General features: G+C 66.9%; 21 protein-coding genes and 3 tRNA genes. 14 read left to right on the forward strand and 10 right to left on the reverse strand.

Going from position 1 to position 24625, the window contains the following annotated elements:
- Positions 1 to 2: 2 nt before the first annotated feature.
- Complete coding sequence (locus tag ACFOPI_RS16015; protein ID WP_382175803.1) at positions 3 to 362, reverse strand: arsenate reductase; 360 nt, start codon at positions 360 to 362, stop codon at positions 3 to 5.
- 44 nt (positions 363 to 406) lie between these two features.
- Here ACFOPI_RS16015 and pip point away from each other — a divergent pair, with 44 nt between their 5' ends.
- The 10 genes from pip to ACFOPI_RS16065 all read left to right on the forward strand — a co-directional run bounded on the left by pip (position 407) and on the right by ACFOPI_RS16065 (position 8561).
- The gene (gene pip / locus ACFOPI_RS16020; protein WP_382175805.1) at positions 407 to 1354 is read left to right on the forward strand and encodes a prolyl aminopeptidase; all 948 of its coding nucleotides are present in this window, start codon (positions 407 to 409) and stop codon (positions 1352 to 1354) included.
- A 36-nt stretch (positions 1355 to 1390) separates the two neighbouring features.
- Complete coding sequence (gene folC / locus ACFOPI_RS16025; RefSeq protein ID WP_382175807.1) at positions 1391 to 2740, forward strand: bifunctional tetrahydrofolate synthase/dihydrofolate synthase; 1350 nt, start codon at positions 1391 to 1393, stop codon at positions 2738 to 2740.
- Positions 2741 to 2774: 34 nt separating this feature from the next.
- Positions 2775 to 3458, forward strand: coding sequence for an SPOR domain-containing protein (locus tag ACFOPI_RS16030; RefSeq protein ID WP_382175810.1), 684 nt, complete (start codon positions 2775 to 2777; stop codon positions 3456 to 3458).
- A 31-nt stretch (positions 3459 to 3489) separates the two neighbouring features.
- Positions 3490 to 3975, forward strand: a complete 486-nt coding sequence (locus ACFOPI_RS16035; protein WP_382175812.1) for a CvpA family protein — start codon at positions 3490 to 3492, stop codon at positions 3973 to 3975.
- A gap of 33 nt (positions 3976 to 4008) precedes the next feature.
- On the forward strand, positions 4009 to 5514 hold the full coding sequence (purF, locus tag ACFOPI_RS16040) for an amidophosphoribosyltransferase (RefSeq protein WP_382175815.1): 1506 nt from the start codon (positions 4009 to 4011) through the stop codon (positions 5512 to 5514).
- Between the two features lie 6 nt (positions 5515 to 5520).
- A complete protein-coding gene (locus ACFOPI_RS16045) occupies positions 5521 to 6735 on the forward strand; it encodes an O-succinylhomoserine sulfhydrylase (RefSeq protein ID WP_382175818.1) in 1215 nt (404 codons plus the stop codon).
- A 15-nt stretch (positions 6736 to 6750) separates the two neighbouring features.
- The gene (gene gltX / locus ACFOPI_RS16050; protein ID WP_382175821.1) at positions 6751 to 8133 is read left to right on the forward strand and encodes a glutamate--tRNA ligase; all 1383 of its coding nucleotides are present in this window, start codon (positions 6751 to 6753) and stop codon (positions 8131 to 8133) included.
- An 85-nt stretch (positions 8134 to 8218) separates the two neighbouring features.
- Positions 8219 to 8294: transfer RNA gene (locus ACFOPI_RS16055), tRNA-Ala, on the forward strand.
- A 59-nt stretch (positions 8295 to 8353) separates the two neighbouring features.
- Positions 8354 to 8429 (forward strand) — tRNA-Glu (locus tag ACFOPI_RS16060).
- 55 nt (positions 8430 to 8484) lie between these two features.
- Positions 8485 to 8561: transfer RNA gene (locus tag ACFOPI_RS16065), tRNA-Asp, on the forward strand.
- A 76-nt stretch (positions 8562 to 8637) separates the two neighbouring features.
- Here ACFOPI_RS16065 and ACFOPI_RS16070 read toward each other — a convergent pair.
- The 3 genes from ACFOPI_RS16070 to ACFOPI_RS16080 are packed head-to-tail and all read right to left on the reverse strand — an operon-like array spanning position 8638 to position 11666.
- The gene (locus ACFOPI_RS16070; RefSeq protein ID WP_382175824.1) at positions 8638 to 9549 is read right to left on the reverse strand and encodes a DMT family transporter; all 912 of its coding nucleotides are present in this window, start codon (positions 9547 to 9549) and stop codon (positions 8638 to 8640) included.
- A 4-nt stretch (positions 9550 to 9553) separates the two neighbouring features.
- Positions 9554 to 10138 carry a methylated-DNA--[protein]-cysteine S-methyltransferase gene (locus tag ACFOPI_RS16075; RefSeq protein ID WP_382175827.1) on the reverse strand — a complete coding sequence of 195 codons (585 nt, stop codon included), beginning with the start codon at positions 10136 to 10138 and terminating at the stop codon, positions 9554 to 9556.
- Positions 10122 to 11666, reverse strand: a complete 1545-nt coding sequence (locus ACFOPI_RS16080; RefSeq protein ID WP_382175830.1) for an Ada metal-binding domain-containing protein — start codon at positions 11664 to 11666, stop codon at positions 10122 to 10124. The genes ACFOPI_RS16075 and ACFOPI_RS16080 overlap by 17 nt, the downstream gene beginning before the upstream one ends.
- Before the next feature lie 116 nt (positions 11667 to 11782).
- On the opposite strand from ACFOPI_RS16080, the gene ACFOPI_RS16085 reads away from it, so the two are divergent.
- Genes ACFOPI_RS16085 through ACFOPI_RS16100 form a run of 4 tightly spaced genes read left to right on the forward strand, consistent with a single transcriptional unit; the run spans position 11783 to position 16164 of the window.
- Entirely contained in the window at positions 11783 to 13165 is a 1383-nt protein-coding gene (locus ACFOPI_RS16085) for a phosphomannomutase/phosphoglucomutase (RefSeq protein ID WP_382175833.1), read from the forward strand.
- Positions 13166 to 13193: 28 nt separating this feature from the next.
- Positions 13194 to 14078 carry a glycosyltransferase family 2 protein gene (locus tag ACFOPI_RS16090; RefSeq protein ID WP_382175836.1) on the forward strand — a complete coding sequence of 295 codons (885 nt, stop codon included), beginning with the start codon at positions 13194 to 13196 and terminating at the stop codon, positions 14076 to 14078.
- The gene (locus ACFOPI_RS16095) at positions 14071 to 14865 is read left to right on the forward strand and encodes a glycosyltransferase family 2 protein (protein ID WP_382175838.1); all 795 of its coding nucleotides are present in this window, start codon (positions 14071 to 14073) and stop codon (positions 14863 to 14865) included. The genes ACFOPI_RS16090 and ACFOPI_RS16095 overlap by 8 nt, the downstream gene beginning before the upstream one ends.
- 51 nt (positions 14866 to 14916) lie before the next feature.
- Positions 14917 to 16164: an O-antigen ligase family protein gene (locus ACFOPI_RS16100; protein ID WP_382175840.1), complete on the forward strand. Its 1248-nt coding sequence runs from the start codon at positions 14917 to 14919 to the stop codon at positions 16162 to 16164.
- On the opposite strand, the gene ACFOPI_RS16105 is transcribed toward ACFOPI_RS16100, so the two are convergent.
- From ACFOPI_RS16105 to ACFOPI_RS16130, 6 genes are all read right to left on the reverse strand, one after another.
- Positions 16146 to 18149 carry a 3-deoxy-D-manno-octulosonic acid kinase gene (locus ACFOPI_RS16105; RefSeq protein ID WP_382175842.1) on the reverse strand — a complete coding sequence of 668 codons (2004 nt, stop codon included), beginning with the start codon at positions 18147 to 18149 and terminating at the stop codon, positions 16146 to 16148. The two genes, ACFOPI_RS16100 and ACFOPI_RS16105, sit on opposite strands and share 19 nt — an antisense overlap.
- Positions 18140 to 18880: a glycosyltransferase gene (locus ACFOPI_RS16110; RefSeq protein WP_382175845.1), complete on the reverse strand. Its 741-nt coding sequence runs from the start codon at positions 18878 to 18880 to the stop codon at positions 18140 to 18142. Before ACFOPI_RS16110 ends, ACFOPI_RS16105 begins: the two co-directional genes overlap by 10 nt.
- 88 nt (positions 18881 to 18968) lie before the next feature.
- Positions 18969 to 20315, reverse strand: a complete 1347-nt coding sequence (locus tag ACFOPI_RS16115) for a TolC family outer membrane protein (protein ID WP_382175847.1) — start codon at positions 20313 to 20315, stop codon at positions 18969 to 18971.
- Positions 20316 to 20347: 32 nt separating this feature from the next.
- Positions 20348 to 20695 carry a rhodanese-like domain-containing protein gene (locus ACFOPI_RS16120; RefSeq protein ID WP_382175850.1) on the reverse strand — a complete coding sequence of 116 codons (348 nt, stop codon included), beginning with the start codon at positions 20693 to 20695 and terminating at the stop codon, positions 20348 to 20350.
- An 11-nt stretch (positions 20696 to 20706) separates the two neighbouring features.
- On the reverse strand, positions 20707 to 21396 hold the full coding sequence (locus tag ACFOPI_RS16125; protein ID WP_382175852.1) for a protein-L-isoaspartate O-methyltransferase family protein: 690 nt from the start codon (positions 21394 to 21396) through the stop codon (positions 20707 to 20709).
- A gap of 55 nt (positions 21397 to 21451) precedes the next feature.
- Positions 21452 to 24619 (reverse strand): efflux RND transporter permease subunit, encoded by a 3168-nt coding sequence (locus ACFOPI_RS16130; RefSeq protein ID WP_382175855.1) that lies wholly within the window; start codon positions 24617 to 24619, stop codon positions 21452 to 21454.
- Positions 24620 to 24625 lie beyond the last annotated feature (6 nt).

Raw genomic sequence — 24625 nt, forward strand, 5'->3', positions numbered from 1 at the left:
GCTCAGCGAGCGCGGTCCAGCCTGTCGTTCCAGGCGCCAGGGTCAAAACCCACGGTGATCGACCCGTTCGTCCAGTCGACCACCGGGCGTTTGATCAGGCTGGGGTGCTGCAGCAACACGGCGTGCGCGCTCGGGTTGTCCACCACGGCAGAGCGGGTGACCTCGTCCAGCCCGCGCCAGGTGGTGCCTTTGCGGTTGACCAGCGTTTCCCAACCTGCGGCGGCCAGCCACCGGTCCAGTTCGACTTCGGGTACGCCTTGCTTCTTGAAGTCGTGGAAGCTGTGTGCCACGCCGTGCTCGCTCAGCCAGGTGCGGGCCTTTTTGACGGTGTCGCAGTTGGGGATGCCGTAGAGTGTGGTCATCCCCGGATTCTGTCACGCAGGCCTCTGACCAGGCCGTCGTACCCATGACCCTCCGCAGCTTCTATCCCCCCATCGAACCCTTCCAGACCGGCCTGCTCGACACCGGCGACGGCCATCAGATCTACTGGGAGCTCTGCGGCAACCCGCGGGGCAAGCCGGCGGTGTTCCTGCACGGCGGACCGGGTTCGGGCTGTTCGCCCGACCACCGCCGCCTGTTCGACCCGCAGAGGTACTGCGTGTTGCTGTTCGACCAGCGCGGCTGCGGCCGGTCGAAGCCGGCGGCCTCGCTGGAGAACAACACCACATGGCACCTGGTGGCCGACATGGAGCGGCTGCGCACGCTGCTGGGCTTCGAGCGCTGGCTGGTGTTCGGCGGTTCCTGGGGCAGCACGCTGGCGCTGGCCTACGCACAGACGCACACGGACCGCGTGTCCGAGCTGGTCGTGCGCGGCATCTTCACCCTGCGCCGCGACGAGGTGAGCTGGTACTACCAGGAGGGCGCTTCGTGGCTCTTTCCCGACTTGTGGGAGGGCTTCCTCGCGCCGATCCCCGAGGCCGAGCGCGGCGACCTGCTCACTGCCTACCGGAAGCGGCTGACCGGCACCGACCCGGTGGCGCAGCTGGAGTGCGCCCGTGCCTGGAGTCTGTGGGAGGGCCAGACCATCCGCCTGCTGCCCGACGCGGCCAACACCGCCAAACACTCCAACGACGCCTTCTCGCTGGCCTTCGCACGCATCGAGAACCACTACTTCGTGCACGATGGCTGGTTCGAGGAGGGGCAGCTGATTCGCGACGCGCACAGGCTGGCCGGCGTTCCGGGTGTGATCGTGCAAGGGCGTTACGACGCCTGCACCCCGGCCCGCACCGCCTGGGATCTGCATCGTGCCTGGCCGCAGGCCGACTTCCATATCGTGCCCGATGCCGGCCACGCGTTCAACGAACCCGGCATCCTGGACCTGCTGATTGAGGCCACCGACCGTTTCGCGGACTGAGCACGGGGCTTTGTGATGGCCGGGATAATCCCGGCCATGAACACCTTAGACGAGTGGCTGGCCCATTGCGAGCGCCAGCATCCCCAGGGCATCAGCGGTATCGAGCTCGGCCTGGAGCGGGTGCAGCGGGTGGCGCAGCGCATGCGCCTGTCCATGCCCTGCCCGGTGATCACCGTGGCCGGCACCAATGGCAAAGGCTCGACCTGCGCCATGCTGGAGGCCATCTACAGCGAGGCGGGTTACCGCACGGGCGTCTACACCTCACCCCACCTGGTGCGCTTCGAGGAGCGCTGCCGCGTAGGGCGTGAACCCGTCGCCGCCGATGCCTTGCTACCTGCGTTTGCCGAAGTGGAGCGTGCGCGACTGGGCGATGGCGGTTCCGGCGACGAGGGCCTCGTGGTGCTGACCTATTTCGAGTTCACCACGCTGGCCATCCTGCGCACGCTATCGGACAGCGGCATCGACGTGGCCATTCTGGAGGTGGGCCTGGGCGGCCGGCTGGATGCGGTGAACATCATCGACCCCGACTGCGCCGTCATCACCTGCATCGCGCTGGACCACATGGCCTTGCTGGGCAACGACCGCGAAGCGATCGGCTACGAGAAGGCCGGCATCATGCGCACGGGACGGCCGGTTGTGCTCAGCGATCCGGTGCCGCCGCAGAGTGTGCTGGACCGGGCGCTCGAAGTCGGCGCCCAGCTCTGGCGCATCGGCAAGGACTTCCATTTCGCGGGCGACAAGCAGCAGTGGGGCTGGGCCATGCACCCGTCCCAGGGCGGACGCAAGTTCAGCGGTCTGGCCTATCCGGCCCTGCGCGGCGCCAACCAGCTGGTGAACGCCTCGGGTGTCCTGGCCGCCGTCGAGGCGCTGCGACCCAGCCTGCCGGTGACGGCGCAGGCCGTCCGCAACGGTCTGGCCATGGTTGAGCTGCCCGGCCGCTTCCAGATCGTGCCCGGAGAGCCTGCGCTCGTGCTCGATGTCGCCCACAACCCCCATTCCGTGGCCGCGCTGGCCGAGAACCTCGACGCCATGGGCTACTACCCGGTCACGCACGCGGTGTTCGGCGCCATGGCCGACAAGGACCTGCCTGCCATGCTGGAGCGCATTGCGCCGCTGATCGACCGCTGGCACCTCACCGATCTGCCACTGCCGCGCGCCAGCCGGGCGACCGATCTGGCCGCGGCGCTTGATAGTGGCGCCAGCAAGGCGCCGGGCGGGCGTTCGCGGGTGGCCGGATGCCATCCGTCGCCGATGGAGGCGCTGCGCGCCGCGGTGCTGGAGGCAGACCCGGCTGATAGAATCGTGGTCTTTGGTTCCTTCCACACGGTGGGGGGTGTTCTGAAGGATGGCGTGCCGCGTCTGGCGGCCAGGCACCTCGCGAACTGATCCTCTCCGCGATCTCCGCCGGACCCATTTCCGCATGCTCACATCCCGTTCCGGTTCTGCGGGCCACACCGCCTCACCGCCGCCGCAAAGCATCGAGGCCGTGCGTCGTCGGGCCAGGCACCGCCTGATCGGGGCGGCCGTGCTGGTGCTGGTCGGGGTGCTCGGTTTCCCGTTGCTGTTCGATACGCAGCCGCGCCCGATCACTGTGGATGTGCCGATTGAGATTCCTGCTCGCAACACGCCCTCAACACCCGGGCCGAAGACAGAGGCGCCTGCCGCTGCCAGGCCGGCGCCAGTGGCAACGGCCGACAGCCTTGCCGCGCGTGAGGAGGTGGTCGAGCCCAAGGCTGTCGCCAAGCCGGCCGACAAGCCAGTTGAAAAGCCTGCTGAGAAGCCCCAGCTTGAGAAGCCTGCGGCCGACAAGGCAGTGGCGGAGAAAGCCACAGAAAAACCATCAGAAAAGCCCTCCGACAAGGCCGCCACCGGTAACGAGCGCATCGTGGTGCAGGTGGGCGCCTTTTCTGAAGTCGAACGTGCCCGCGAAGCACGACTGAAGCTGGAGCGTGCCGGTCTCAAGACCTACACCCATGTGGCGGAGACGCCGCAAGGGCGTCGCATTCGCGTGCGGCTGGGGCCCTTCGCCACACGCGCGGAGGCTGAAAAGGCCGCGGAGCGCGCCAAGGCGCTGGGCCTGTCGACGGCCCTGCTCTGGTTGTGATGGCGTCGGCCCGAGGCCTGGGGGCGGCGACATGAATGCAGTGGATGGTTTGCTGCTGTTCGTTCTGCTGCTGTCGGCCGTGGTGGGCATGTGGCGGGGCCTGGTGTACGAAGTGCTTTCTTTGATGGTCTGGGTGGCGGCGTTCGTGCTGGCCCAGGCCTACGCAGGAGAGGTGGCGCGTCTGCTGCCGCTGGACGGGCTCTCAGCGGCCCTGCGCATGGCGGTGGCATTCGTCCTGGTGTTCGTGGCCTGTGCGTTTGCTGGCGGGTTTGTGGCGTGGCTGGTGAAAAAAATGGTAGCGGCCGTGGGTTTGCGCCCCATTGACCGTGTGCTGGGTGGTGTGTTTGGCCTGCTGCGTGGTGCAGTGGTGCTGCTGGCGGTGGCGGTGGTGGTGGGCATGACCCCGCTCCAGTCGCAACAGGCCTGGCAGACCTCCACGGTGGCGCAGCTGCTGGGTGACAGCCTGCAGGCCCTGCGGCCGCTGCTGCCCGAGCCGGTCGCCCGCTACCTGGCCTGAGTCGACAGTCTTTGTTTCGTTGAGGATCTGATCATGTGTGGAATCGTGGGCGTGGTGAGCCAGGCGCCTGTCAATCAGCTGATTTACGACGCCCTGTTGCTGCTGCAGCACCGGGGACAGGATGCCGCCGGCATCGTCACCCAGCAGGGGCGCAAGTTCTTCATGCACAAGGCCAAGGGCATGGTGCGCGACGTGTTTCGCACCCGCAACATGCGCGCGCTGCCGGGCAATGTGGGCCTCGGCCAGGTGCGTTACCCCACCGCGGGCAATGCCTTCAGCGAAGAAGAGGCTCAGCCCTTCTACGTCAACGCGCCGTTCGGTCTGGTGATGGTGCACAACGGCAACCTGACCAATGCCCAGGGTCTCAAACAGGAGCTGTTCCAGACCGACCACCGCCACATTAATACCGAGAGCGATTCCGAGGTGCTGCTCAACGTGCTCGCGCACGAGCTGGAAAAGTCCACCCGCGGGGCCTCGCTCAAGCCGGCCGACGTGTTCGCCGCCGTGCGTGGCGTGCACCGTCGCATCAAGGGCTCGTACGCGGTGATCGCGCTGATCGCGGGCCACGGTCTGCTGGCGTTTCGCGATCCCTTCGGCATCCGTCCGCTGTGTATCGGCCGCAATGCCGACGGCTCGCGCATGGTCGCAAGCGAATCGGTCACGCTAGAAGGCAACGGCTTTGAACTGGAACGCGATGTCGCACCCGGCGAGGCCGTGTTCATTAACCTGGATGGCCAGGCCAGCTTCGAGCAGTGTGCGGACAGGGTCAGTCACAACCCCTGCATCTTCGAATATGTCTACTTGGCCCGACCGGACTCGGTGCTCGACGGCATTTCGGTCTACCAGGCGCGACTGAACATGGGCAAGACCCTGGCCAAGCGCCTGGTGTCCACCGTGCCGCCGAGTGAAATCGACGTGGTCATTCCGATCCCGGAGTCCTCGCGTCCCAGCGCCATGGAACTGGCGCAGATCCTGGGGCTGCCTTACCGCGAAGGGTTCGTGAAGAACCGCTACGTCGGCCGCACCTTCATCATGCCCGGTCAGGGCGTGCGCAAGAAGTCGGTGCGCCAGAAGCTCAACGTGATCGCCAGCGAGTTCAAGGGCCGCAACGTGCTGCTGGTGGACGACTCCATCGTGCGTGGTACGACTTCCAAGGAGATCGTGCAGATGGCGCGCGACGCCGGTGCGCGCAAGGTCTACATGGCCAGCGCTGCGCCGCCCGTGCGCTACCCCAATGTGTACGGCATCGACATGCCCACCGCACAGGAGCTGGTGGCGCACGACCGCACGGTCGAGCAGGTTCGCGAACTCATCGGCTGTGACGCACTGATCTACCAGGACGTGGACGCGATGAAGCAGGCCATCGCAGCGCTCAACCCGAAACTGGCTGGCTTCGATGCCTCTTGTTTCGATGGGGTGTATGTGACCGGTGACATCACGCCCGAGATCATCGCGCGCATGAACCAGGGCCGCGACCAGACCGAAGAGGGGCAGGAAGACAGCTCGCGCCTGGCCCTGCCCAACGCCCAGACCGCCTGATCCCTTATGTCTTCGAACGCGAAATCCGCAGACGCGCTGCACCGCGAAACCCTGGCGGTGCGGCTGGCGACCGAGCGCAGCCAGTACGGCGAGAACTCCGAGGCCCTTTACCTGACCAGCGGTTATGTGCAGCCGTCCGCCGAAGACTCCGCTCGCCGCTTCGCCGGTGAAGACGACGGTTACACCTACGGCCGGTCCGGCAACCCGACGGTCACAAGCTTCGAGATGCGCCTGGCCGCCATGGAGGGTGCCGAGGCCTGCATGGCCACCGCCTCGGGCATGGCAGCGGTCATGCTGATGTGCTTCAGCCTGCTCAAGGCGGGCGACCACGTCGTCATTTCGCAGTCCATGTTCGGTTCCACGCTCAAGCTGATCGGTTCCGAGTTCGCCCGCTTTGGCGTGGAGACTTCGGTGGTGCCGCAGACCGATCTGGCGGCATGGCGCGCGGCCATGCGGCCCACGACCCGCCTGCTGTTTGCCGAAACACCCACCAACCCGCTGGGCGAGGTGTGCGACATCCAGGCCCTGGCCGATCTGGCGCACAACGCTGGCGCGTTGCTGGCCGTGGACAACTGCTTCGCCACACCCGCGCTGCAGCGCCCCAGCGCGCTGGGGGCCGACATCGTCATGCATTCCGGCACCAAGTACCTGGACGGGCAGGGCCGTGTGATGGCCGGCGCCCTGTGCGCCAGGGAAGCCATGGTGCGCGAGAAATTCCTGCCGGTGCAGAAGAACTCGGGCATGGTGCTCTCGCCATTCAACGCATGGGTGGTGCTCAAGGGCCTGGAAACGCTGGACCTGCGCATGAAGGCGCAGAGTGCGCAGACGCTGGCACTGGCGCACTGGCTGGAGGCCCACCCCGCTGTGGGCCGCGTGTACTACCCCGGCCTGGCCAGCCATCCGCAGCACGAACTGTCCATGCGCCAGATGAACGGTATTGGTGGCGCGGTGCTGTCGTTCGATGTGAAGGCTGGCAGTTCTGAGCAGGCACGCGAGCGCGCCTTCCATGTGCTCGACTCGCTGCAGGTCCTGTCGTTGTGCACCAACCTGGGTGACACCAAGACCCTGTGCACCCATCCGGCCAGCACCTCGCACGGCAAGCTTTCCGAAGCGCAGCGGCAGGCCGCTGGCATCGGCCAGGGCCTGATCCGCGTGGCCGTGGGCCTTGAACACCTGGACGACATCCGCGCCGACCTCGACCGCGGGCTCTCCAGTCTCTGATTTTTCTTTTTTCCCATGACCGTCCGCACCCGCTTCGCACCATCGCCCACCGGCTTCATCCATCTGGGCAACATCCGTTCCGCGCTCTACCCGTGGGCCTTTGCCCGTGCCACCGGCGGCACCTTCATCTTGCGCATCGAAGACACCGACCTGGAGCGCTCCACCCAGGCTGCGGTGGACGTGATCATCGAGGGCATGAAGTGGCTGGGCCTGGACCACGACGAGGGCCCGTTCTACCAGATGCAGCGCATGGACCGCTACAAGACGGTGCTGGCCGAGATGCAGGCCCAGGGCCTGGTCTACCCCTGCTACATGAGCGTGACCGAACTCGACGCGCTGCGCGAACGCCAGATGGCCAACAAGGAGAAACCACGCTACGACGGCACCTGGCGACCGGAACCCGGCAAAACGTTGCCCGCGATCCCCGAAGGTGTGAAGCCGGTGCTGCGCTTCAAGAACCCGCAAGGCGGTTCGGTGGTGTGGGAAGACAAGTGCAAGGGCCGCGTCGAGTTCAGCAACGACGAGCTCGATGATCTGGTGATTGCGCGCCCCGACGGCACACCCACCTACAACTTTTGCGTGGTGGTGGACGACATCGACATGGCGATCACGCACGTGATCCGTGGTGATGACCACGTCAACAACACGCCGCGCCAGATCAACATCTTCCGGGCCCTGGGCAAGGAGCCGCCGGTCTACGCCCACTTGCCCACCGTGCTCAACGAGCAGGGCGAGAAGATGAGCAAGCGCAACGGCGCCAAGCCGGTGACGCAGTACCGCGACGAAGGCTATTTGCCCGATGCGATGGTGAACTACTTGGCCCGCTTGGGCTGGAGCCACGGCGACGACGAGATCTTCAGCCGCGCGCAGTTCCTGCAGTGGTTCAACCTCGACCACCTGGGCACGAGCGCCGGCCGCTTCGACGACGCCAAGCTGCGCTGGGTCAACGCCCAGCATCTCAAGGCGATGGACGACGTGGCGCTGTCGGCGTTGGTCGCTGAGCAGTTGTCCAAGCGTGGCATCGCAGGCGACGAACGCCTGCCCCGCATCTGCGGCCTGTTCAAGGACCGCTGCGACACCACCGTGGCGTTGGCCGACTGGGCGGCTGCCTTCTATGCCGACGTGGCACCCTCGGATGCCGAGCGCACGCAACACATCACCGACGTTGTTCGCCCCGCATTGCAGACCTTGGCCAACAAGCTGGTTGACTGCGCCTGGGACAAGGCCAGCCTTTCCGCTGCAATCAAGGAGACCATCACGGCGCACGGCCTGAAGATGCCGCAACTGGCCATGCCGGTGCGCGTGCTGGTGATGGGCACGGCCCAGACGCCGTCGCTTGATGCGGTGCTGGAACTGCAAAATCGTCAAACAGTTTTGTCGAGGTTGCAGAAAGCCTGAAAAATGGTCTATAATTTGAGTCTTGCTGATTCGCACTGAGTTGTTCGCAACAAAGCAAAATCAGCATCCCAGAAATGGATTTCGTGGGGGTATAGCTCAGCTGGGAGAGCGCTTGCATGGCATGCAAGAGGTCAGCGGTTCGATCCCGCTTACCTCCACCAAAATTGAAGAATTGGGCAACGTAGTTTTGCTACAATGCACAGTTCGGTTCTTAGGTTTTGACCCTATCGTCTAGAGGCCTAGGACATCACCCTTTCACGGTGAGTACCGGGGTTCGAATCCCCGTAGGGTCGCCAAGTTTGTGGCACTTGGCTCTGCTGCGAGAGCAGCAGGCGAAAGCTGCACCACTGCGGAGTGGTAGTTCAGTTGGTTAGAATACCGGCCTGTCACGCCGGGGGTCGCGGGTTCGAGCCCCGTCCACTCCGCCAGTTTTGATTAGCCGTTCAGATCTCTGGTCTGAACGGCTTTTTCATTTCTGCAACGCGCGTGCCGGCGTGTCTGCTCTTACGTTTGCGCATTGCTGAACTGTGGCCGCCGCTTCACCAGTCCCGTTGACAGGGCTGTGCCTGCCATGATGACGAGGCCGCAGCCGATCATCCACGGGGTGATGGCTTCGTCGAGAAAGACGCGCCCGTAAATCAGTGCGAACACGGGTACCAGGAACGTCACGGTGAGCGCCTTGCTAGGTCCTGCCTGGGCAATGATGCGAAAGAACAGGACGTACGCGAGCGAGGTGCACAGCAGGGCCACGGCGATCAGCGCGCCCCACGCGCCGGTGCTGACAGGCTGGTCCGGCCACAGCCACAGCGTTGGCAGCGCCAGCCCCAGGGCGGCTCCAATCTGGCTGCCCGAAGCCGTGGCCAGCGGATGGACGCCGGTGAGGTGGCGTTTGGTGAAGCTGGCCGCCAGCCCATAGCAGAACGTGGCAACGAGACAGGCCAGCATGGCCAGCAGGGCTTGTCCAGCGGAGGCGGCCCCCGGTGCCAGGCTGAAGCCGGATTTGCCGATCACCAGCAGGCAGACCCCCACGAAACCAACGGCCAGGCCCGTGGCGCGCCAGGCGTCGGGCCGGTCCTTGAGCCATGCCCAGGCCACCAGAGCCCCGGTCAACGGCACCGTGGCGTTCAGGATCGACGTCAGGCCGGTGCTGATGTGCATCACTGCATACGCGAACAGGGCGAACGGGATTCCTGAGTTGAGCAGGCCGACGAACAGGATGTGGCCCGCACGTCTCCTGAAATCGCTCCACACACCTGCGACCAGAAACACCGGCAGCAGGAACAGCGCCGCGAGGGCCACCCGCAGGCCCGCTGTGGGCAAGGCGCCAAATTCGGCCGCACCCAGTCGCATGAAGAGAAAAGACGAGCCCCAGAGGGCGGCGAGCAAGAGAAATTCGAGAACAAGTGTGGGCGACATGGCTTCAGTGTGCCGTCAAAGGCGGTGTGACACGCCACTCCGTTGATGAAGTTCGCTCCTGGCTTTGATGCACTTTGTCGATCAATGCTCCTTCGAGCCGCAGAAGTGCCTGCTTGCGGTCCAGCCCGCCGGCATAGCCAGTCAGTGAACCGTTGCCGCCGATCACACGGTGGCAGGGCACCACGATGGACAGGGGATTGCGACCCACGGCAGTGCCCACTGCGCGCATGGCTCGGGGCTTGCCCAGACCGGCGGCCAGGGCGCCGTAGCTTGTGGTGGCTCTGGCCGAAATCTTCATCAAAGCGTGCCAGACTGTCTGCTGGAAAGCGGTGCCTTGTTTGAAATCGAGGGGGAGATCGAAGCCCTGGCGCTGCCCCTGGAAGTACTCGTCCAGCTGCTGCACCGCTGCGTCGAACACCGGATGGGACGACACGGTGGGCCAAGCGGCCAGCCGGTCGGCGGTGGGGGCATGGCGTTGCCGTTCCACAAACCAGAGGCCCGCCAGCCCCTCGGGGCTGGCCACCAGCCGCACATCGCCCAGCGGGCTGCCCACGATGGTCTGGACGCGGCGGTCAAGAGTGGTGTTCATGGGGAATCTCCTCGGGAAGGTGGAAATGTGAGGGCGAGGCCCAAGTGCGGATCACGGCGTAGCTGCGCCAGGGTTGCCAGCGCCGGGCGATGCGTTCGGCCTCCCGTCGGGCCGCGGTGGCGGGCAGGTCCCGCAACCCCAGCGCTTGCAGGAGCACGACGTCGCCGCTGGGCCAGGCATCGGGCCAGCGCAGCGCCCGCATCGCGATGTACTGGGCAGTCCAGGGGCCGATACCGGGCAGTGCTTCCAGGCTCTTCAGGGTCGATGCCGGGTCGGCGCGACCGTCGAGCACCAGACAGCCATCCGCCACTGCGCGCCCCAGCGCGCGGATCGCCTGCTGGCGCTGGCGCACGATCCCGATCTCGCCCAGCACCTTCCCATCGACGTCGGCGACTGCCCCGGGGGTCGGGAACAGCCGCTGCAGACCCGGTGGACCATCAGCCAGCGGGGCGCCCAGCCGCTCCACCAGACGGCCGCACAGGGTGCGGGCGGCGGCCACCGTCACCTGCTGACCCAGCACGGCGCGTACCGCCAGCTCGAAGCCGTCAAACGCACCGGGTACGCGCATTCCGTCGCAGCTTGGGAAATCGGGGTGGAGCACGGCGTCGATGGCCTGAGGGTCGGCGTCAAGGTCCAGGGCCACCCGCACCCGGTCGATGACTGCGGGCAGTGCCGGCAGCAGGCCCTCGCTCACCCGCAGAACGATGCGGTGCTCGTCCTCAAGGAATCGGATCTGCAGCCAGCCGCAGGCGACGGTGCCCCGTACCGCGATGCGCAGTGTTCGCGCCAGGTTCTGCTGCACCGGGTCGACGGCTTCGAGGCCCGGTAGGGCCCGGTCGGCGAAGAAGCGCAGAACCTCCTGGACCCGGTACGGCGGTCGCCAGGAGAGCCGCACCTCGGCCGGTGCCCGGGTGGCTTTGGGTAAACCGAGGGACCGGCTGCGCCGCAGCTGGGTCGGATTGAGGCCGTAGCGGCCCACGAAGGCGTCGTTGAAGCGGCGCAAGCTGCTGAATCCAGCGGCCAGTGCCACCTGCGATACCGGCAGGTCGGTGTCGGCCAGCATCTGTTTGGCGGCCAAGAGGCGTCGTGTCTGCAGGTACTGCAGGGGCGAGACGCCCAGCCGGTTCTCAAACAGGCGGCGGATGTGGCGTGCACTCACGCCCAGGCGTGCCGCCAGTTGCTCCAGCGGCGGTTCATCCGCCCCCGTGTGCCAGGTCTCCGGCGCGTCCAACAAGGCCGTGGCCTGGCGGATCAGGATGTCCCCGGCGTCCTCCGTCGACCAGTGGCGGTCACGCGGCGCGAGCTCCGGCCGGCAGCGCAGGCAGGGCCGAAAGCCCGCCTGTTCGGCTTGGGCGGCGTGTTCAAAGAACAGGCAATTGTCGCGTTTGGGCGTGCGCACCCGGCAGATCGGGCGGCAATAGATGCCGGTGGAGGTGACGCCGGTGAAGAAACGGCCGTCAAAGCGGGCGTCGCGCGCGCTCAGCGCTCGGTAGAGGGCGTCGTCGTCGGGCAGGTTGGAGTGCTCCATGGCGGCCATCGTAGGGGTTTTGTCGAGCCGAGACTGGCCATTTCCGGACATGTCCTGGGCCGGCAGGCCTGGCCCGGCCACCTACAATCGCCGGTTTGTTCTCCCGAGCGACGACCATGCAAGTGACCGCCTCCATTTTCAAGGCCTACGACATCCGGGGCATCGTTCCAGGCGCCCTCAACGAAGCGGTGGCGGAAGCCCTGGGCCTGGCTTTCGGCACGGTGGCCCTGCAGCAGGGTGAGCGCTCGGTGGCCGTGGGCCGCGACGGGCGGCTCAGCGGCCCGGGTCTGTCGGCGGCGCTGATCCGGGGCCTGGTGGCCGCGGGCATCGACGTGATTGACATCGGCATGGCGACCACACCCATGCTGTATTTCGCCGCCAGTACCCTCTGCAGCAGCGGCATCCAGGTCACCGGTAGCCACAACCCAAAGGACTACAACGGTTTCAAGATGGTTATGGGCGGCCGGGCGATCTACGGCGAGGACATCCAGGCCCTGCGCCGGATGATGGAAACCGAAAGCCATGTGCGTCAGGACGGCGGCCGTGTGCGCCATGTCAATGTGCTCAAGCCCTACACCGACCGCATCGTCGGCGACGTGAAGCTCTCGCGCCCGATGAAAGTGGTGGTCGACTGCGGCAACGGCGTCGCCGGTGCCTCGGCCCCGGCGCTGTTCCGGGCCCTGGGCTGCGAGGTGATCGAGCTGTTCAGCGAGGTCGATGGCGAATTCCCGAACCACCACCCGGACCCGAGCAAGCCCGAAAACCTGCAGGACGTGATCCGCACGCTGCGCGAGACCGACGCCGAACTGGGCATGGCCTTTGATGGCGACGGCGATCGCCTGGGCATCGTGACCAAGGACGGCCAGACCATCTTCCCCGACCGCCAGATGATTCTGTTCTCGCAGGATGTGCTCTCGCGCGTGCCGGGCGGCCAGATCATCTTCGACGTCAAGTGCTCGCAGCGTTTGGCGCCGGCCATTGAGGCGGCCGGTGGTGTGGCCAACATCTACAAAACTGGCCATTCGCTGATCAAGGCGCGCATGAAGGAGCTGGACAGCCCGCTGGGCGGCGAGATGAGCGGCCACATCTTCTTCAAGGAGCGCTGGTTCGGCTTCGACGACGGCAGCTACGCCGGTGCACGCCTGCTGGAGATCCTCAGCCGCAGTCCCGATGCCAACGCTGTGCTCAACGCCTTGCCCACCTCGCACAGCACGCCGGAGCTCAACGTGGCCTGCGCCGAAGGCGAACCACACGCGGTGGTGGAACAGTTGCTGACCCTTGCGCGCTTCGAGGCGCCCGCCAAGGTCTCGACCATCGACGGTCTGCGCGTCGACTGGCCCGACGGTTTCGGCCTGATCCGCGCCTCCAACACCACGCCGGTGCTGGTGCTGCGATTCGAGGGACACACCCCTGAGGCCCTGCACCGCATTGAACACGCCATGCTGGATCTGCTGCGCCAGGTCAAGCCGGACGCGGTGGTGGGTGCGAGCGCGCACTGAGGGACTGCGGGTGCCGAGCAGCCACGACGTGTCCCTGGACCCTTCGCGCCTGAGCGGTGGTGCCCTGGGAGCGGTCACCATCATCGTGGTCACGCGCGAAAGCGCGCACTGCCTACCGGCCCTGAACACGCTGCTGTCGCGCTGCCCGAACGTCATCGTGTCGGACAACGGCAGTGCCGACGGTACGGCCGGATCGGCGCGCCGGCTCTGGCCGCATGCGATCGTGCTGGACCATGGCCGCAACCTGGGTTTTGGCGCTGCCAACAACCGTGCGCTGGCCCGGGTGCAGACCCCGTTCGCCTTCCTGCTCAACCCAGACTGCGAAATCGACGGTCCGGGTCTGGAAGCCCTGCTGGCAACAGCGGCGGCCATGCCCCAAGCCGCGGTGCTGGCGCCGCAGCTGGTCAGTGCCTCCGGCAAGCCCGAGATCAACTACCGTTTTCCGCAAACCTGGTGGGCACCTCGCGGTCCGGGGGCGTCGGGTCCCACCTGTGTGGGCTTCGTCTGTGGCGCGGCGATGCTGCTGCGCATGGCTTCGTTTCGCGAGGTCGGATTCTTCGACGAGCAGTTTTTCCTCTACTACGAGGACGACGATCTGTGTCTGCGCCTGTTCAACGCGAAGCTGAACATCGTCGTGGTGCCTGCCGTGCAGGCCATCCACCACTCGCGCGGTTCGGTGCGCGGCGCGTCGCCATGGCGGCATGAGTACGCGCGGGGCTTTCACCACGCGCAGTCCAAGCTGCAGTTCGCTACCAAATACCGCTCGCGCGAGGAGGCCCAGCGACTGCGCCGCTGGCTGTTGCTGACCACCACCCTGGGGCTGCCCCTGCGGGCCATCGTGTTTTCGCCCAAGCTGCTGGCCCGCATGTTCGGCCGCTGGCGCGGGCTCATCGGCTGGAGGGCCCGTGGCTGAACATCGCAAGCCGACGCTGTGCATCGGCATCCTCACGCTCAACGAAGCCCACCGAATCGCACGCTGCATCCAGAGCGCGTCGTTCGCCGACCAGGTGGTGGTGATCGACAGCGGCAGCGAGGACCGCACGCGCGAGATTGCGCAGGAGATGGGCGCCCAGGTGCACCTGTATGCCGACTGGCGCGGGTTTGCCGAGCAGCGCAACCGGCTCATGGCCCATGTAAAGGCCGACTGGATCTTCTTCCTGGACGCCGATGAGGTGATCCCGCCCGGCCTGCAGGACGAGATCCGCGCGGCGGTGGTGTCCAGTGAGAACGCCGTCTGGAAGATCTACTGGGACCAAGTGGCGTTCGGCCGCACCCTGCACCGCATGGCCAAGACCGAGGGCGGCGTGTGGCGGTTGTTCCGCACCGACCAGCTGCTGCGTTACGAAGGCGTGGTGCACGAGCACGCCGTGTTGCGCGACCCGGCCACGCCCGTGAAGACCTTCCGCACCCGGCTGCTGCACCACTCGCGCGAGTCGGTCTACGGCGGACTGCTCAAGATGGCGCAGTACGCTCAGCTGGGCGCGGTGCGCCGCGTGCAGGCCGGACGCCGCGGTGGCGTGCTGCGCGGGCTGGCCTCGGCCACCAGCAACTTCATCCGTCTGTACATCTTCCGGCGCGGCTTCCTGTGCGGCGCGGAAGGCTTCCTGTTCTGCCTGTTGGTGGCACTGGAGTGCTTCTTCCGCTACGCCATCATCCGCTACGACCGGCCGGTGCCCGGTGACACCATGGTCAAGCGCTGAGTCGCCGCCTACCTCCTGAACCCGGCACCCCATTCCCACGACAAGCCTGCAATGAGTTTCCGAACGTTGGCCCGCAGGGCCGCCATCTACAGCCTGGCGCTGCTGTTCGGCGCGTTTCCGATGTCGGTGGCGCTGGCCAACAGCCTGATGCTGATCGTCGTCGTCCTGTGGGCGCTGAGCCTTGATGGCACGGACCTGCGCGAGTTCCTGCGCAGCTCCTGGGCCAACCCGGTGGTGCGCCCGGCGCTGGCGCTGGCGCTGTTGATCGTCCTGGCCTCGTTCTGGTCGCCGGCCACCTGGGCAGAGATTGGGGGCTACTACAAGAAGTACGTGAAGTTCCTGCTGCTGCCGGTGTTCATCTTCCTGCTGGCGCGCCGCGAGGACCGGGCCCATTGCTGGACGGCGTTCGGTCTGGCGCTGCTGTTCACACTGGTGTCCACCTGGCTGAACGTGTGGTTCCAGCTGCCCTGGTCGCGCACCTACAACCAGGGCTTCGGTGCCGACCACACGGTGTTCAAGGACCACATCTCGCAGGGCATCATGATGTCGCTGTTCACCGTCCTGTGCGCGCACTGGGCGATCAAGGCCACCTCGAACTGGAGCAAGGTCCTGTGCTGGCTGGTGGCCGGGCTGGCGGCAGTGAGCATCCTGGTGCTGACGCAGGGGCGCACCGGCTACCTCAGCCTGCTGTTGGCGACGGTGGTGTTCTCGCTGTCGGTGCTCTGGCGCCGCCCGCAGATGCTGCTGGGTGTGGTGCTGGTCGGTGCCTTGGCCCTCATGTCGGCCTACACACTCTCGCCGCAGTTCCAGCACCGGACCAACCTGGCGTGGCAGGAGGCGCAGAACCACAGCGCGGGCACCGTGACCTCGATCGGCGCGCGGATTGAGGTCTGGCGCTTCATGGTTCGGCAGACCGACTTCGACAACGCCAAGCTGATGGGGGCCGGAACGGCGTCCTACCCGGTACTGGCGCGTTCGTATTTCAAGGACCCGAAGTTCTGCGACGCCATCTGTCCGCATCCGCACAATCAGTTCATCCTGTTCTATTTCGAGCAGGGGCTGCCGGGGTTCGTGCTGATCCTCTGGTTCATGGGCGCCATCGTGCGGCAGGGGCTGCGCTTCAACTCGACGCACCGCGCGCTGATGCTGGCGTTCGTGAGCATCATGCTGACCTCGAACATGACCCACAGCTCGCTGTGGCTGTCGACCGAAAGCCACTTCTTCATCCTGATGACCGCGCTGCTGATGGCATCGGCGGGCCAGCGTCGCACGCCGGTCGCTCAGGCCTCGCCGGCGTAGCCTTTGAGCAGGTCGTCCCAGCGCGCCTCGTCCCAGTAAAAAGGACTGCGCCGACCCTGTTCCTTGCGCAGCGACCGGCGCAGACGCTCCAGGTTCTCCTGCTTCCAGGCCCCGTCTGGGCGCACGTCGCATTTGTCGAAGTCCACGATCCAGGCGCGGCCCTGCGCATCCAGCAGCAGGTTGTGGCAGTTCAGGTCGGAATGGAACACCTGGCGGTCGTGCAGCTGGCGGATGGCGCGTCCGAGTGCGATCCAGTCCGCGGCGGGCAGCGGGCCTTCGGACAGTGCCTGGGCCACGTTGCGGGTCTGCGGAATCATCGCGACCACGATGTCGGCGGTGTGGCCGATGAGGCCCCGCACCTGTCGTGCGGCCACCGGTGCGGGCACCGGGAGGTCCCAGGCGCGCAGGCGGCGCAGCAGGGTGAACTCGTTCATGGACCGGCTGGACAGAGGCGCGCGCCCGAAGTAGCGGTCGGGGCTCAGCCGTGCCATCAGGCCACCGCGCCGGTAGTGGCGCAGCACGCCCTCGCCGTGGTCCAGCGCGACGCGGTGGGCCTGGCCGCGGCCACTGCCCGTCGCCAGCGCCGTGCTTTCGCTGGATGGCGGTGTGAACAGGTCCGGCGTGGCCTCGGCCACCTGGGCAGGGTCGAACCAGATGGTCTGGCCGTCTGGCGATGAGGTCTGGGCCGGCGCGAGGCGCTCGGGCCGCATCGGGCCCCAGACCTGGTGCAGTGCCTGCAGGCTGCGCTGGCTGCTGCCCTGCTGGCGCAGCACGAAGTCGCGCGCCTGCTGGCCTTTGCGCTGCAGCAGGGCCTTGTCGCGCATCCACTGCGCTGCGGTGTGCAGCATCAGGCGGGCCGAGTCGACGCGCTCACCCGCGCCGCAGGCCTCGACGTCCTGGTACAGCTCCTGGAAGTGGTGGGTGTGCGGGCCGAACAGCACCGGCCGGGCGCAGGCCATGGCCTCCAGCGCGTTGTGGCCGCCGATGGGCACCAGGCTGCCGCCGATGAAGCAAACGCTCGCGTGCAGGTACCAGGTGCCCAGCTCGCCCATGGTGTCGGCCAACAGCACCGCGGTGCCGGCCGCGGGTGTTTCGCCGCGGCTGCGCCGCACGAAGTTCAGGCCGCTGGCGGTGATCTGTTCGGCCACCTCGTCGAAGCGCTCCGGGTGACGCGGCACGAGGATCAGCAGCGCGCCGGGGTGCTGGCGCGCCAGCTCGGGCCAGGCCAGCAACAGGGCCGCCTCTTCGCCGTCGTGGGTGCTGCCGGCCACCACGATGGGCCGCCCCGCCAGCCAAGGCAGGCGGTCGGGACTCTCGGGCGTGTCGCGCTGGTCGAACTTGAGGTTGCCGGTGAGTACCAGCCGGTCGGCGGGCACGCCCAGGGCCGCGTAGTGCTCCACGCTGGGCGCGTCGGCCGCAGCGACCACGGCCATCTGCGACCACACGGGCGCCATCAGGGCGCGCCAGCGCTGGTAAAACTGTGCCGAGTCGGCGGACAGGCGGGCGTTGACCAGGGCCACAGGCGTGAGCCGCTGCCGGCACTGCCAGAGCATCTCGGGCCAGATCTCGCGCTCGATAAGCACCAGCAGGGAGGGCTGCAACCGGTCCAGGAAGCGGCGGGTGGCGCCGGGCGTGTCCATGGGCGCGAAGACGTGGCGGATCTGGTCGCCCCAGTGAGAGCGCAGCGTGCGTGCGCCCGTGGGCGACTGGGTGCTGACCGTGATGGCATGGTCGGGCCAGGATTCGCGCAGCGCTGCGATCAGTGGGCGCGCCGCCTGCACCTCGCCCACGGACGCGGCATGGATCCAGAGGCCGCCCATGGACGCGGGCTCGATGCGGATGAAGCCCAGCCGCTCGCGCAGCCGCTCACGGTAGCCGGCGTCCTTGCGGCCGCGCAGCCACAGCCAGCCCAGCAGGGGCAGCGTCAGACTTCGCAGCAGCAGCCGGTAGCCGTGCTGGGCCAGGCTGGCCTTGTTCAGCGCCAATGGTCGGCGACCCACTGGGTCGGCAGGACGCGGCGGTACCACTTGCCGCTGACACCGGCGATGGCGTCGGGTGGGTTGGGCTTGCCGTGGAAGGCGATGAGGCGGGCGCCCTTGGGGATGGTGGGCGGCTTGAACCAGCCCATGATGCCCGGCTGCAGGCAGTGGCGCTTGAAGCTGCGGCACCACTCTTCGGGCCAGTAGCTGAGCTTGCCCTGGCGCGCAAGGTAGAGCGTGATGAACTCCTGCTCGTTGCGCACCGGCGCGACCGAGGCGGGGTAGTCGTTCTTCAGATGCTCAAGCGCATCGGCGTGCGCGCCAATGGTGTAGAGGTAGCACGAGGTGTTGCCCGTGCCGTCTTTCTTGTCCCATTCCTTGATCACGATGAACTCGCCCTTCTGCTCGAAGAACGGGTCCAGGCTGTCCAGGATGACGATGTCCAGGTCCAGGAACAGGGTGCGGCCCTGCAGGTCGTACAGCGGGTTCGCGAACGAGGTCAGCTTGAGCCAGCCGTGACCGAAGGTCCAGGGTTTGCGCTGGTCGAACTCGTCGAAGCCGACCATGGGGATGGGCTTGACCTCGACGGCGGGGTCGATGCCGGCGCCGTCATCGGTCAGACAAACAAAACGGAACGGCCGGTGCAGGTGGCGGCGGACCATGCTGTGCAGCTTGTTGACGTACTCGGGGCCATACTTTTTGCCCCATTTGATGCACAGCACATTGACCGCTTGCATGAATCACCTTTGGCTCTCACCCCGCAGGCGGACGACATGTCCGCCGCAGGAGGTGCAGCAGTTTATCGCAGCACCGCTGCCGGGAAGATCAGCGGGCGAGCAGGGTGTTGACCGGCTGCAGGTCGTCCGCCTTGAGCACGCCGCCGGCCTGCTTCAGGCGCAGTTGGCCCACCAGCACGTTGTAGCGCGCCACGGCCAGATCGCGCTTGGTCTGGAACAGCTGGCTCTGGGCGTTGAGCACGTCGATGTTGATGCGCACGCCCACCTGGTAGCCCAGCTTGTTCGCGTCGAGCGCGCTCTGGCTGGACGCCTCGGCCGCTTCCAGGGCCTTGACCTGACTGGTGCCCGAGACCACGCCGAAGTAGGCGCTGCGGATGGCCTGCGAGATGTTGCGCAGCGCGGTCTCGCGGTCGGCGCGCGACTTCTCGACCAGCGCAAGCGCTTCGCGGACCCGGTTCTCGATCGCGTTGCCTGCGTACAGCGGCAGGTTGAACTGCAGGCCGACGCTGGCATTGTTGGTGCGCACGTTGCCGGCAGTCGGGAAGTTCGAGTTGGGGCCGCGCGCCACCTGGTACTGGCCGACCAGGTCCAGCGTGGGCTTGTGGCCAGCCTGGGCCTTTTGCACCTCGACCTCAGCGATCTCGAAGGCCTTGTCGGCCTGGCGCACCGCAGGGTGCTGCGTCAGCGCCTGTTCCACCCAGGCCTCGGCGCTGGCGGGTTGCACCGCCGGCAGGTTCACGGGCGTGGCCAGGGGCTTCGGGCTGGCGCCGCTGCGGCCGACCAACTGGTCGAGGGCGAGCTTCTTGACCAGCAGATCGTTGCTGGCGGCGATCTCCTGGGCCAGCACCAGGTCGTAGCGGGCCTGGGCCTCGCGCGAGTCGGTGACGGTGGAGGTGCCGACCTCGAAGTTGCGCTTGGCGGCGGCGAGCTGCTCGGCCACGGCGGTCTTCTGGGCCTGCACGAAGGTCAGGGTGTCCTGCGCGGCCAGCACGTCGAAGTAGGCCTGTGCGGTGCGCACCATCAGGTCCTGCTCGGCGGCCTCCAGCTGGGCGCGGGCGATCTCCACCGAGAGCTGGCCCTGCTCGTCGTTGTAGCGGTTGACCGGGCGGTACAGCGGCTGGCTGGCCGAGAGGGTGAGGTTCTGAGAGTTGCTTGTGCGGCTGGTGTCGGTGACGTCGTTGCGGCTGTTGGTCCAGTTGGCTCCGGCGCCCAGCCCCGCCTGCGGACGCAAGCCGGCCTTGGCCTGGTCGGCCTTGGCCAGGTTGGCGTCGTACTGGGCACGTGCCGCCTGCAGCGTGGTGTCGTAGCCCCGTGCGGCCTCGTACAGCTCCACCAGGCTCTGGGCCTGGGCACCCGCCGCACCCAGCGCGAGAGCGACCGCGAGGGACAGGCGGGTCAGGGCTGAAAGGCGAGGAGCGAAAGACGGGGCGGTCATGGGGTTTCCTTGGGAACGGGGCGCGCGCGAGGTCAGTAGGTCGGAACCCCGGGATCGCGTTGCTGGGACCAGGCGTCGATGCCGCCGTGGACGTTGACGACGGCGGTGAAGCCGTTCTGGATCAGGAAATGCGCCACCTGGGCGCTGCGTGCGCCGTGGTGGCACAGGCAGGCGATGGGTCGGTCGCGTTCGAGTTCGAGGTAGCGGGCCGGGACGCTGCGCATCGGCATGGCCACCAGCTCGAAGCCGTCTGGCCGGACCGAGGCGGTCTGCAGTTCCCAGGGTTCGCGCACGTCCAGCACCACCGGCAGCACACCGGGCTTCTGTGCGCTGGCGTGCTGCAGCCAGTCGTCGAGTTGGGCGGGGTGGATGGCTTGCATGGCGTCGCGGTTCAGAAGGAGAAGCGCGAGGGCTCGGCAAAGTTCCGCAGGCGCGGCGCGATCGTGTCCCAGGGCTGCTGGGTGCTGAAGCCGGCATCGTCCACGCGGGTGACGACGGTGGCGCGCATCACCGGCTCGTGGCCGACGATGGTGACCAGGCGGCCGCCCTTGGCCAGCAGGGCCAGCAGCCCGGCCGGCACTTCGGCGACCGAGCCGGCCACCAGGATGGCGTCCCAGGGGCCTTCGGCGGCGCAGGCTGCGAAGCCGTTGGCGGCGGCGTCGGCGACCCGCACATCGGCGTTGGTGATGCCGGCCTGCTGCAGGTTCTTGCGCGCGGCGCTGGCAATGGCCTCATCGATTTCCAGCGAGACCACGCGCTGGGCCAGGCTGGCCAGCAGGGCGGTGGTGTAGCCGCTGCCGGTGCCGATCTCCAGCACCTTGTCGGTCGGTTTGATGGCCAGGTCCTGCACCATGCGGGCCTGCACACGCGGGGCGAGCATGACCTGATCGGCGCCCTGGCCCAGGGGCAGCTCCATGTCGACATAGGCCAGCGCCTTCTGCGCGGGCGGGACGAACTGGTCGCGCTTGACGCGGTCGAGCAGCTCCAGCACGGCCGGGTCCAGCACCTCCCAGGGGCGGACTTGCTGTTCGATCATGTTGAAGCGGGCGCGGTCGAGGCTCAGGGGCGTCGAAGAGGTCATTTTGATACTCCGGTGGGTATATTAGCCGATCTGTTCCGATTTTACCGAGCGGGGGTCATCGGGCTGCTGACGCTGCCGGCACAAAGCCCAGCCGGCGCCGCACCCAGTTCGCCAGATCGTCCATGTAGCAATAGACCACGGGCACCACCACAAGGGTCAGGATCGACGAGGTGATCACGCCACCGATCACGGCCTGGCCCATGGGGGCGCGCTGCTCCGAGCCCTCGGTGAGGGCGAAGGCCAACGGCACCATGCCAAAAACCATGGCGAGCGTGGTCATCAGGATCGGGCGCAGCCGCACTTTGGCGGCCAGCAGCAGGGCGTTCTCGCGGTCCAGCGGCGGCTGGCCTTCGAAGCCCTCCCTGGCCCGGATCGCGAAGTCGACCAGCAGGATGGCGTTCTTGGTCACCAGGCCCATCAGCAGCACGATGCCGATGACCGAGAACATGCTCATGGTCGAACCAAACATCAGCAGCGCCAGCACCACGCCGATCAGGGTCAGCGGCAGCGAGGTCATCAGCGCCAGCGGCTGCAGGAAGCTCTGGAACTGGCTGGCCAGGATCATGTAGATGAAGATGATCGCCAGCGCCAGCGCCGAGACGGCATAGGCGAACGACTCCTGCATGTTCTTGGTTGAGCCGCCGAACTCGTAGCGGTAACCGGGCGGGAAGCTCATCTGGTCGAGCACCTGGCGGATCTCGCCCGAGACCTCGCCGGCCGAGCGGCCGTAGACGTTGGCGCTGATCGCGACCTCGCGGTTGAGGTTGCGGCGGTTGATCTGGTTCGGGCCGGTGGACTCGACCACCTCGGCAATCTGGCCCAGGCGCACCACACGCGCCGAGCCGTCGGCGTTGTTGCCGACCACGAAGGGCAGTTGTTCCAGGTCGTCGGCGCGGGCACGCTGCTCCGGCGCCAGCCGCACGTTCACGTCATAGCTCTCGCCGTCGGCCGCACGCCAGTTGCCCACGGTCTGGCCGGCCACCAGGGTGCGCAGGCTGCTGGCCACCGCGGCGCTGTTGAGGCCCGCGTCGGACGCGATCTCGCGGCGCATCACGATGTCCACCGTGGGTTTGTTGGGCTTGACGCTGGCGTCCAGGTCGACCAGGCCGACGATGGGTCGTACGCGTTCCATCACCTGGGTGGTCAGGCGCTCCAGCTCGGCCAGGTCGTCGCCCTGCAGCGAGAACTCGATCTGCTTGTTGCCGCCCACCGGGTCGAGCAGGCCGGCGTGGGTGACGGTGATGCCGGGTACGGTGCGCAGCCGGTCGCGCAACTTCGCGGCCATGGCGTCGGCGTTGAGCGTGCGCGCCTGGCGGTCCACCAGGCGCACGTAGACGCTGGCGTACATGGTGCCCTGCGCGTTGCCGGTGTTGATGGTCGAGAGCGTGTACTTCACCTCAGGGAATTCGCGCAGGATGGCCTCGACCTGCTTCGTCTTCGCCTCGGTCGCCTGCAGCGAAGAGCCCACCGGCGTGTGGAACGAGAGCGAAGTCTCGGAGAAGTCGGCCTTGGGCACGAACTCGGTGCCCAGCAGCGGCAGCATGAAAACACTGCCGACGAAGACCGCCAGCGCCAGCGCCATGGTGGACAGCTTGTGCGTCAGCGACCAGCGCAGCGCGCCCTGGTAGGTGTCGGCCAGGCGGTCCTGCACCTGGTCGAACCAGCCGGTGATGCGGCCGATGGTCTTGTCGTAGAGCGAGGTGGGTGCGAGGTGTTTGCCGTGTTTCTCGATCTCGGGGTCGTGCCAGACCGAGGACAGCATGGGGTCGAGCGTGAAGCTCACGAACATCGAGATCAGCACGGCCGCGACCATGGTGATGCCGAACTCGTGGAAGAACTTGCCGATGATGCCGCCCATGAAGCCTATGGGCAGGAACACCGCGACGATGGACAGCGTGGTGGCCAGCACCGCCAGACCGATCTCCGAGGTGCCGTCCATGGCGGCATCGAACGGGCGCTTGCCCATTTGCACGTGGCGCACGATGTTCTCGCGCACCACGATGGCGTCGTCGATCAGCAGGCCCACCGACAGCGTCAGCGCCATCAGCGTGATCATGTTGATGGTGAAGCCGAACAGGTTCATGAAGAAGAAGGTGCCGATCACCGAGATCGGCAGCGTCAGGCCGGTGATCACCGTCGAGCGCCACGAGTTCAGGAACAGGAACACGATCAGCACCGTCAGCAGTGCGCCCTCGATCAGGGTGCGGCGCACGTTCTCGACCGAGACCCGGATCGGCCGCGAGCCGTCGGCAATCGGTTCGAGCTTCACGCCCGGCGGTAGATCGGCTTTCAGTGCTTCGACGGCGGCCTTCAGCCCGTCGGTGACCGCAATGGTGTTCTCGTCCTGTGCCTTTTGCACCTGCAGCAGCAGCGTGCGCTGGCCGTTGTAGAGCGCCAGGCTTTCGACCTCCTGCGTGCCGTCGCTCACCCGCGCGACCTGCGACAGGTGTACGGGGCTTCCGCCGCGCCGCGCCACGATGATTTGCTCGAAATCCTGCGGGTTCTTCAGGCGCGAGAGCACCTGCACCACGCGGTCGCGCTCGTTCGTCTTGAGCGTGCCCACTGGCAGGTCCTGGTTCTCGTTGCGCACCGCCGTTGTGACCTGGTCGGCGGTGACGCCCAGCGCTTCCATTGCGGCTGGATCGAGGTGGATGTTGACCGCGCGCCGGGTGCCGCCCACCAGGGTGACCGAGCCCACGCCGCGCACGTTTTCCAGCCGCTTCTTGAGCGTCTGCTCGGCCCAGGTGGTGAGTTCGACCGCGCTGGGGGACTTGCCGTTCGATGTGTCCGGCAACACGGCCACAGACCAGATGGCACGGCTGGCCGGATCGAACCGCAGCACGCGCGGTTCCTTCACGTCGGTGCGGAAGCTCGGCTTGAGGATGGCGATCTTCTCGCGCACGTCGTCGGCCGCCTTGCGGCCGTCGATGTGCAGCTGGAACTCGATGATGACGACCGACTGGCCTTCGTAGCTGCGGGAGGTCAGGGCGTTGACGCCGGCGATGGCGTTGACCGACTCTTCGACCTTCTTGGTGACCTCCGATTCAACGATCTCGGGCGAGGCGCCGGGGTACTCGGTGGTGACCACGACCACGGGGAAGTCGATGTTGGGGAACTGGTCGACCTTCAGGCGCTGGAAGGCGAACAGCCCCAGCACCAGCAGGGCCAGCATGACCATGGTCGCGAAGACCGGGTTGCGCAGCGAAACGCGGGTGAACCACATGGTGCG

Origin of the sequence: Hydrogenophaga luteola (assembly GCF_042648585.1) — a bacterium.
In the GTDB taxonomy this organism is placed as follows: domain Bacteria; phylum Pseudomonadota; class Gammaproteobacteria; order Burkholderiales; family Burkholderiaceae_C; genus Hydrogenophaga; species Hydrogenophaga luteola.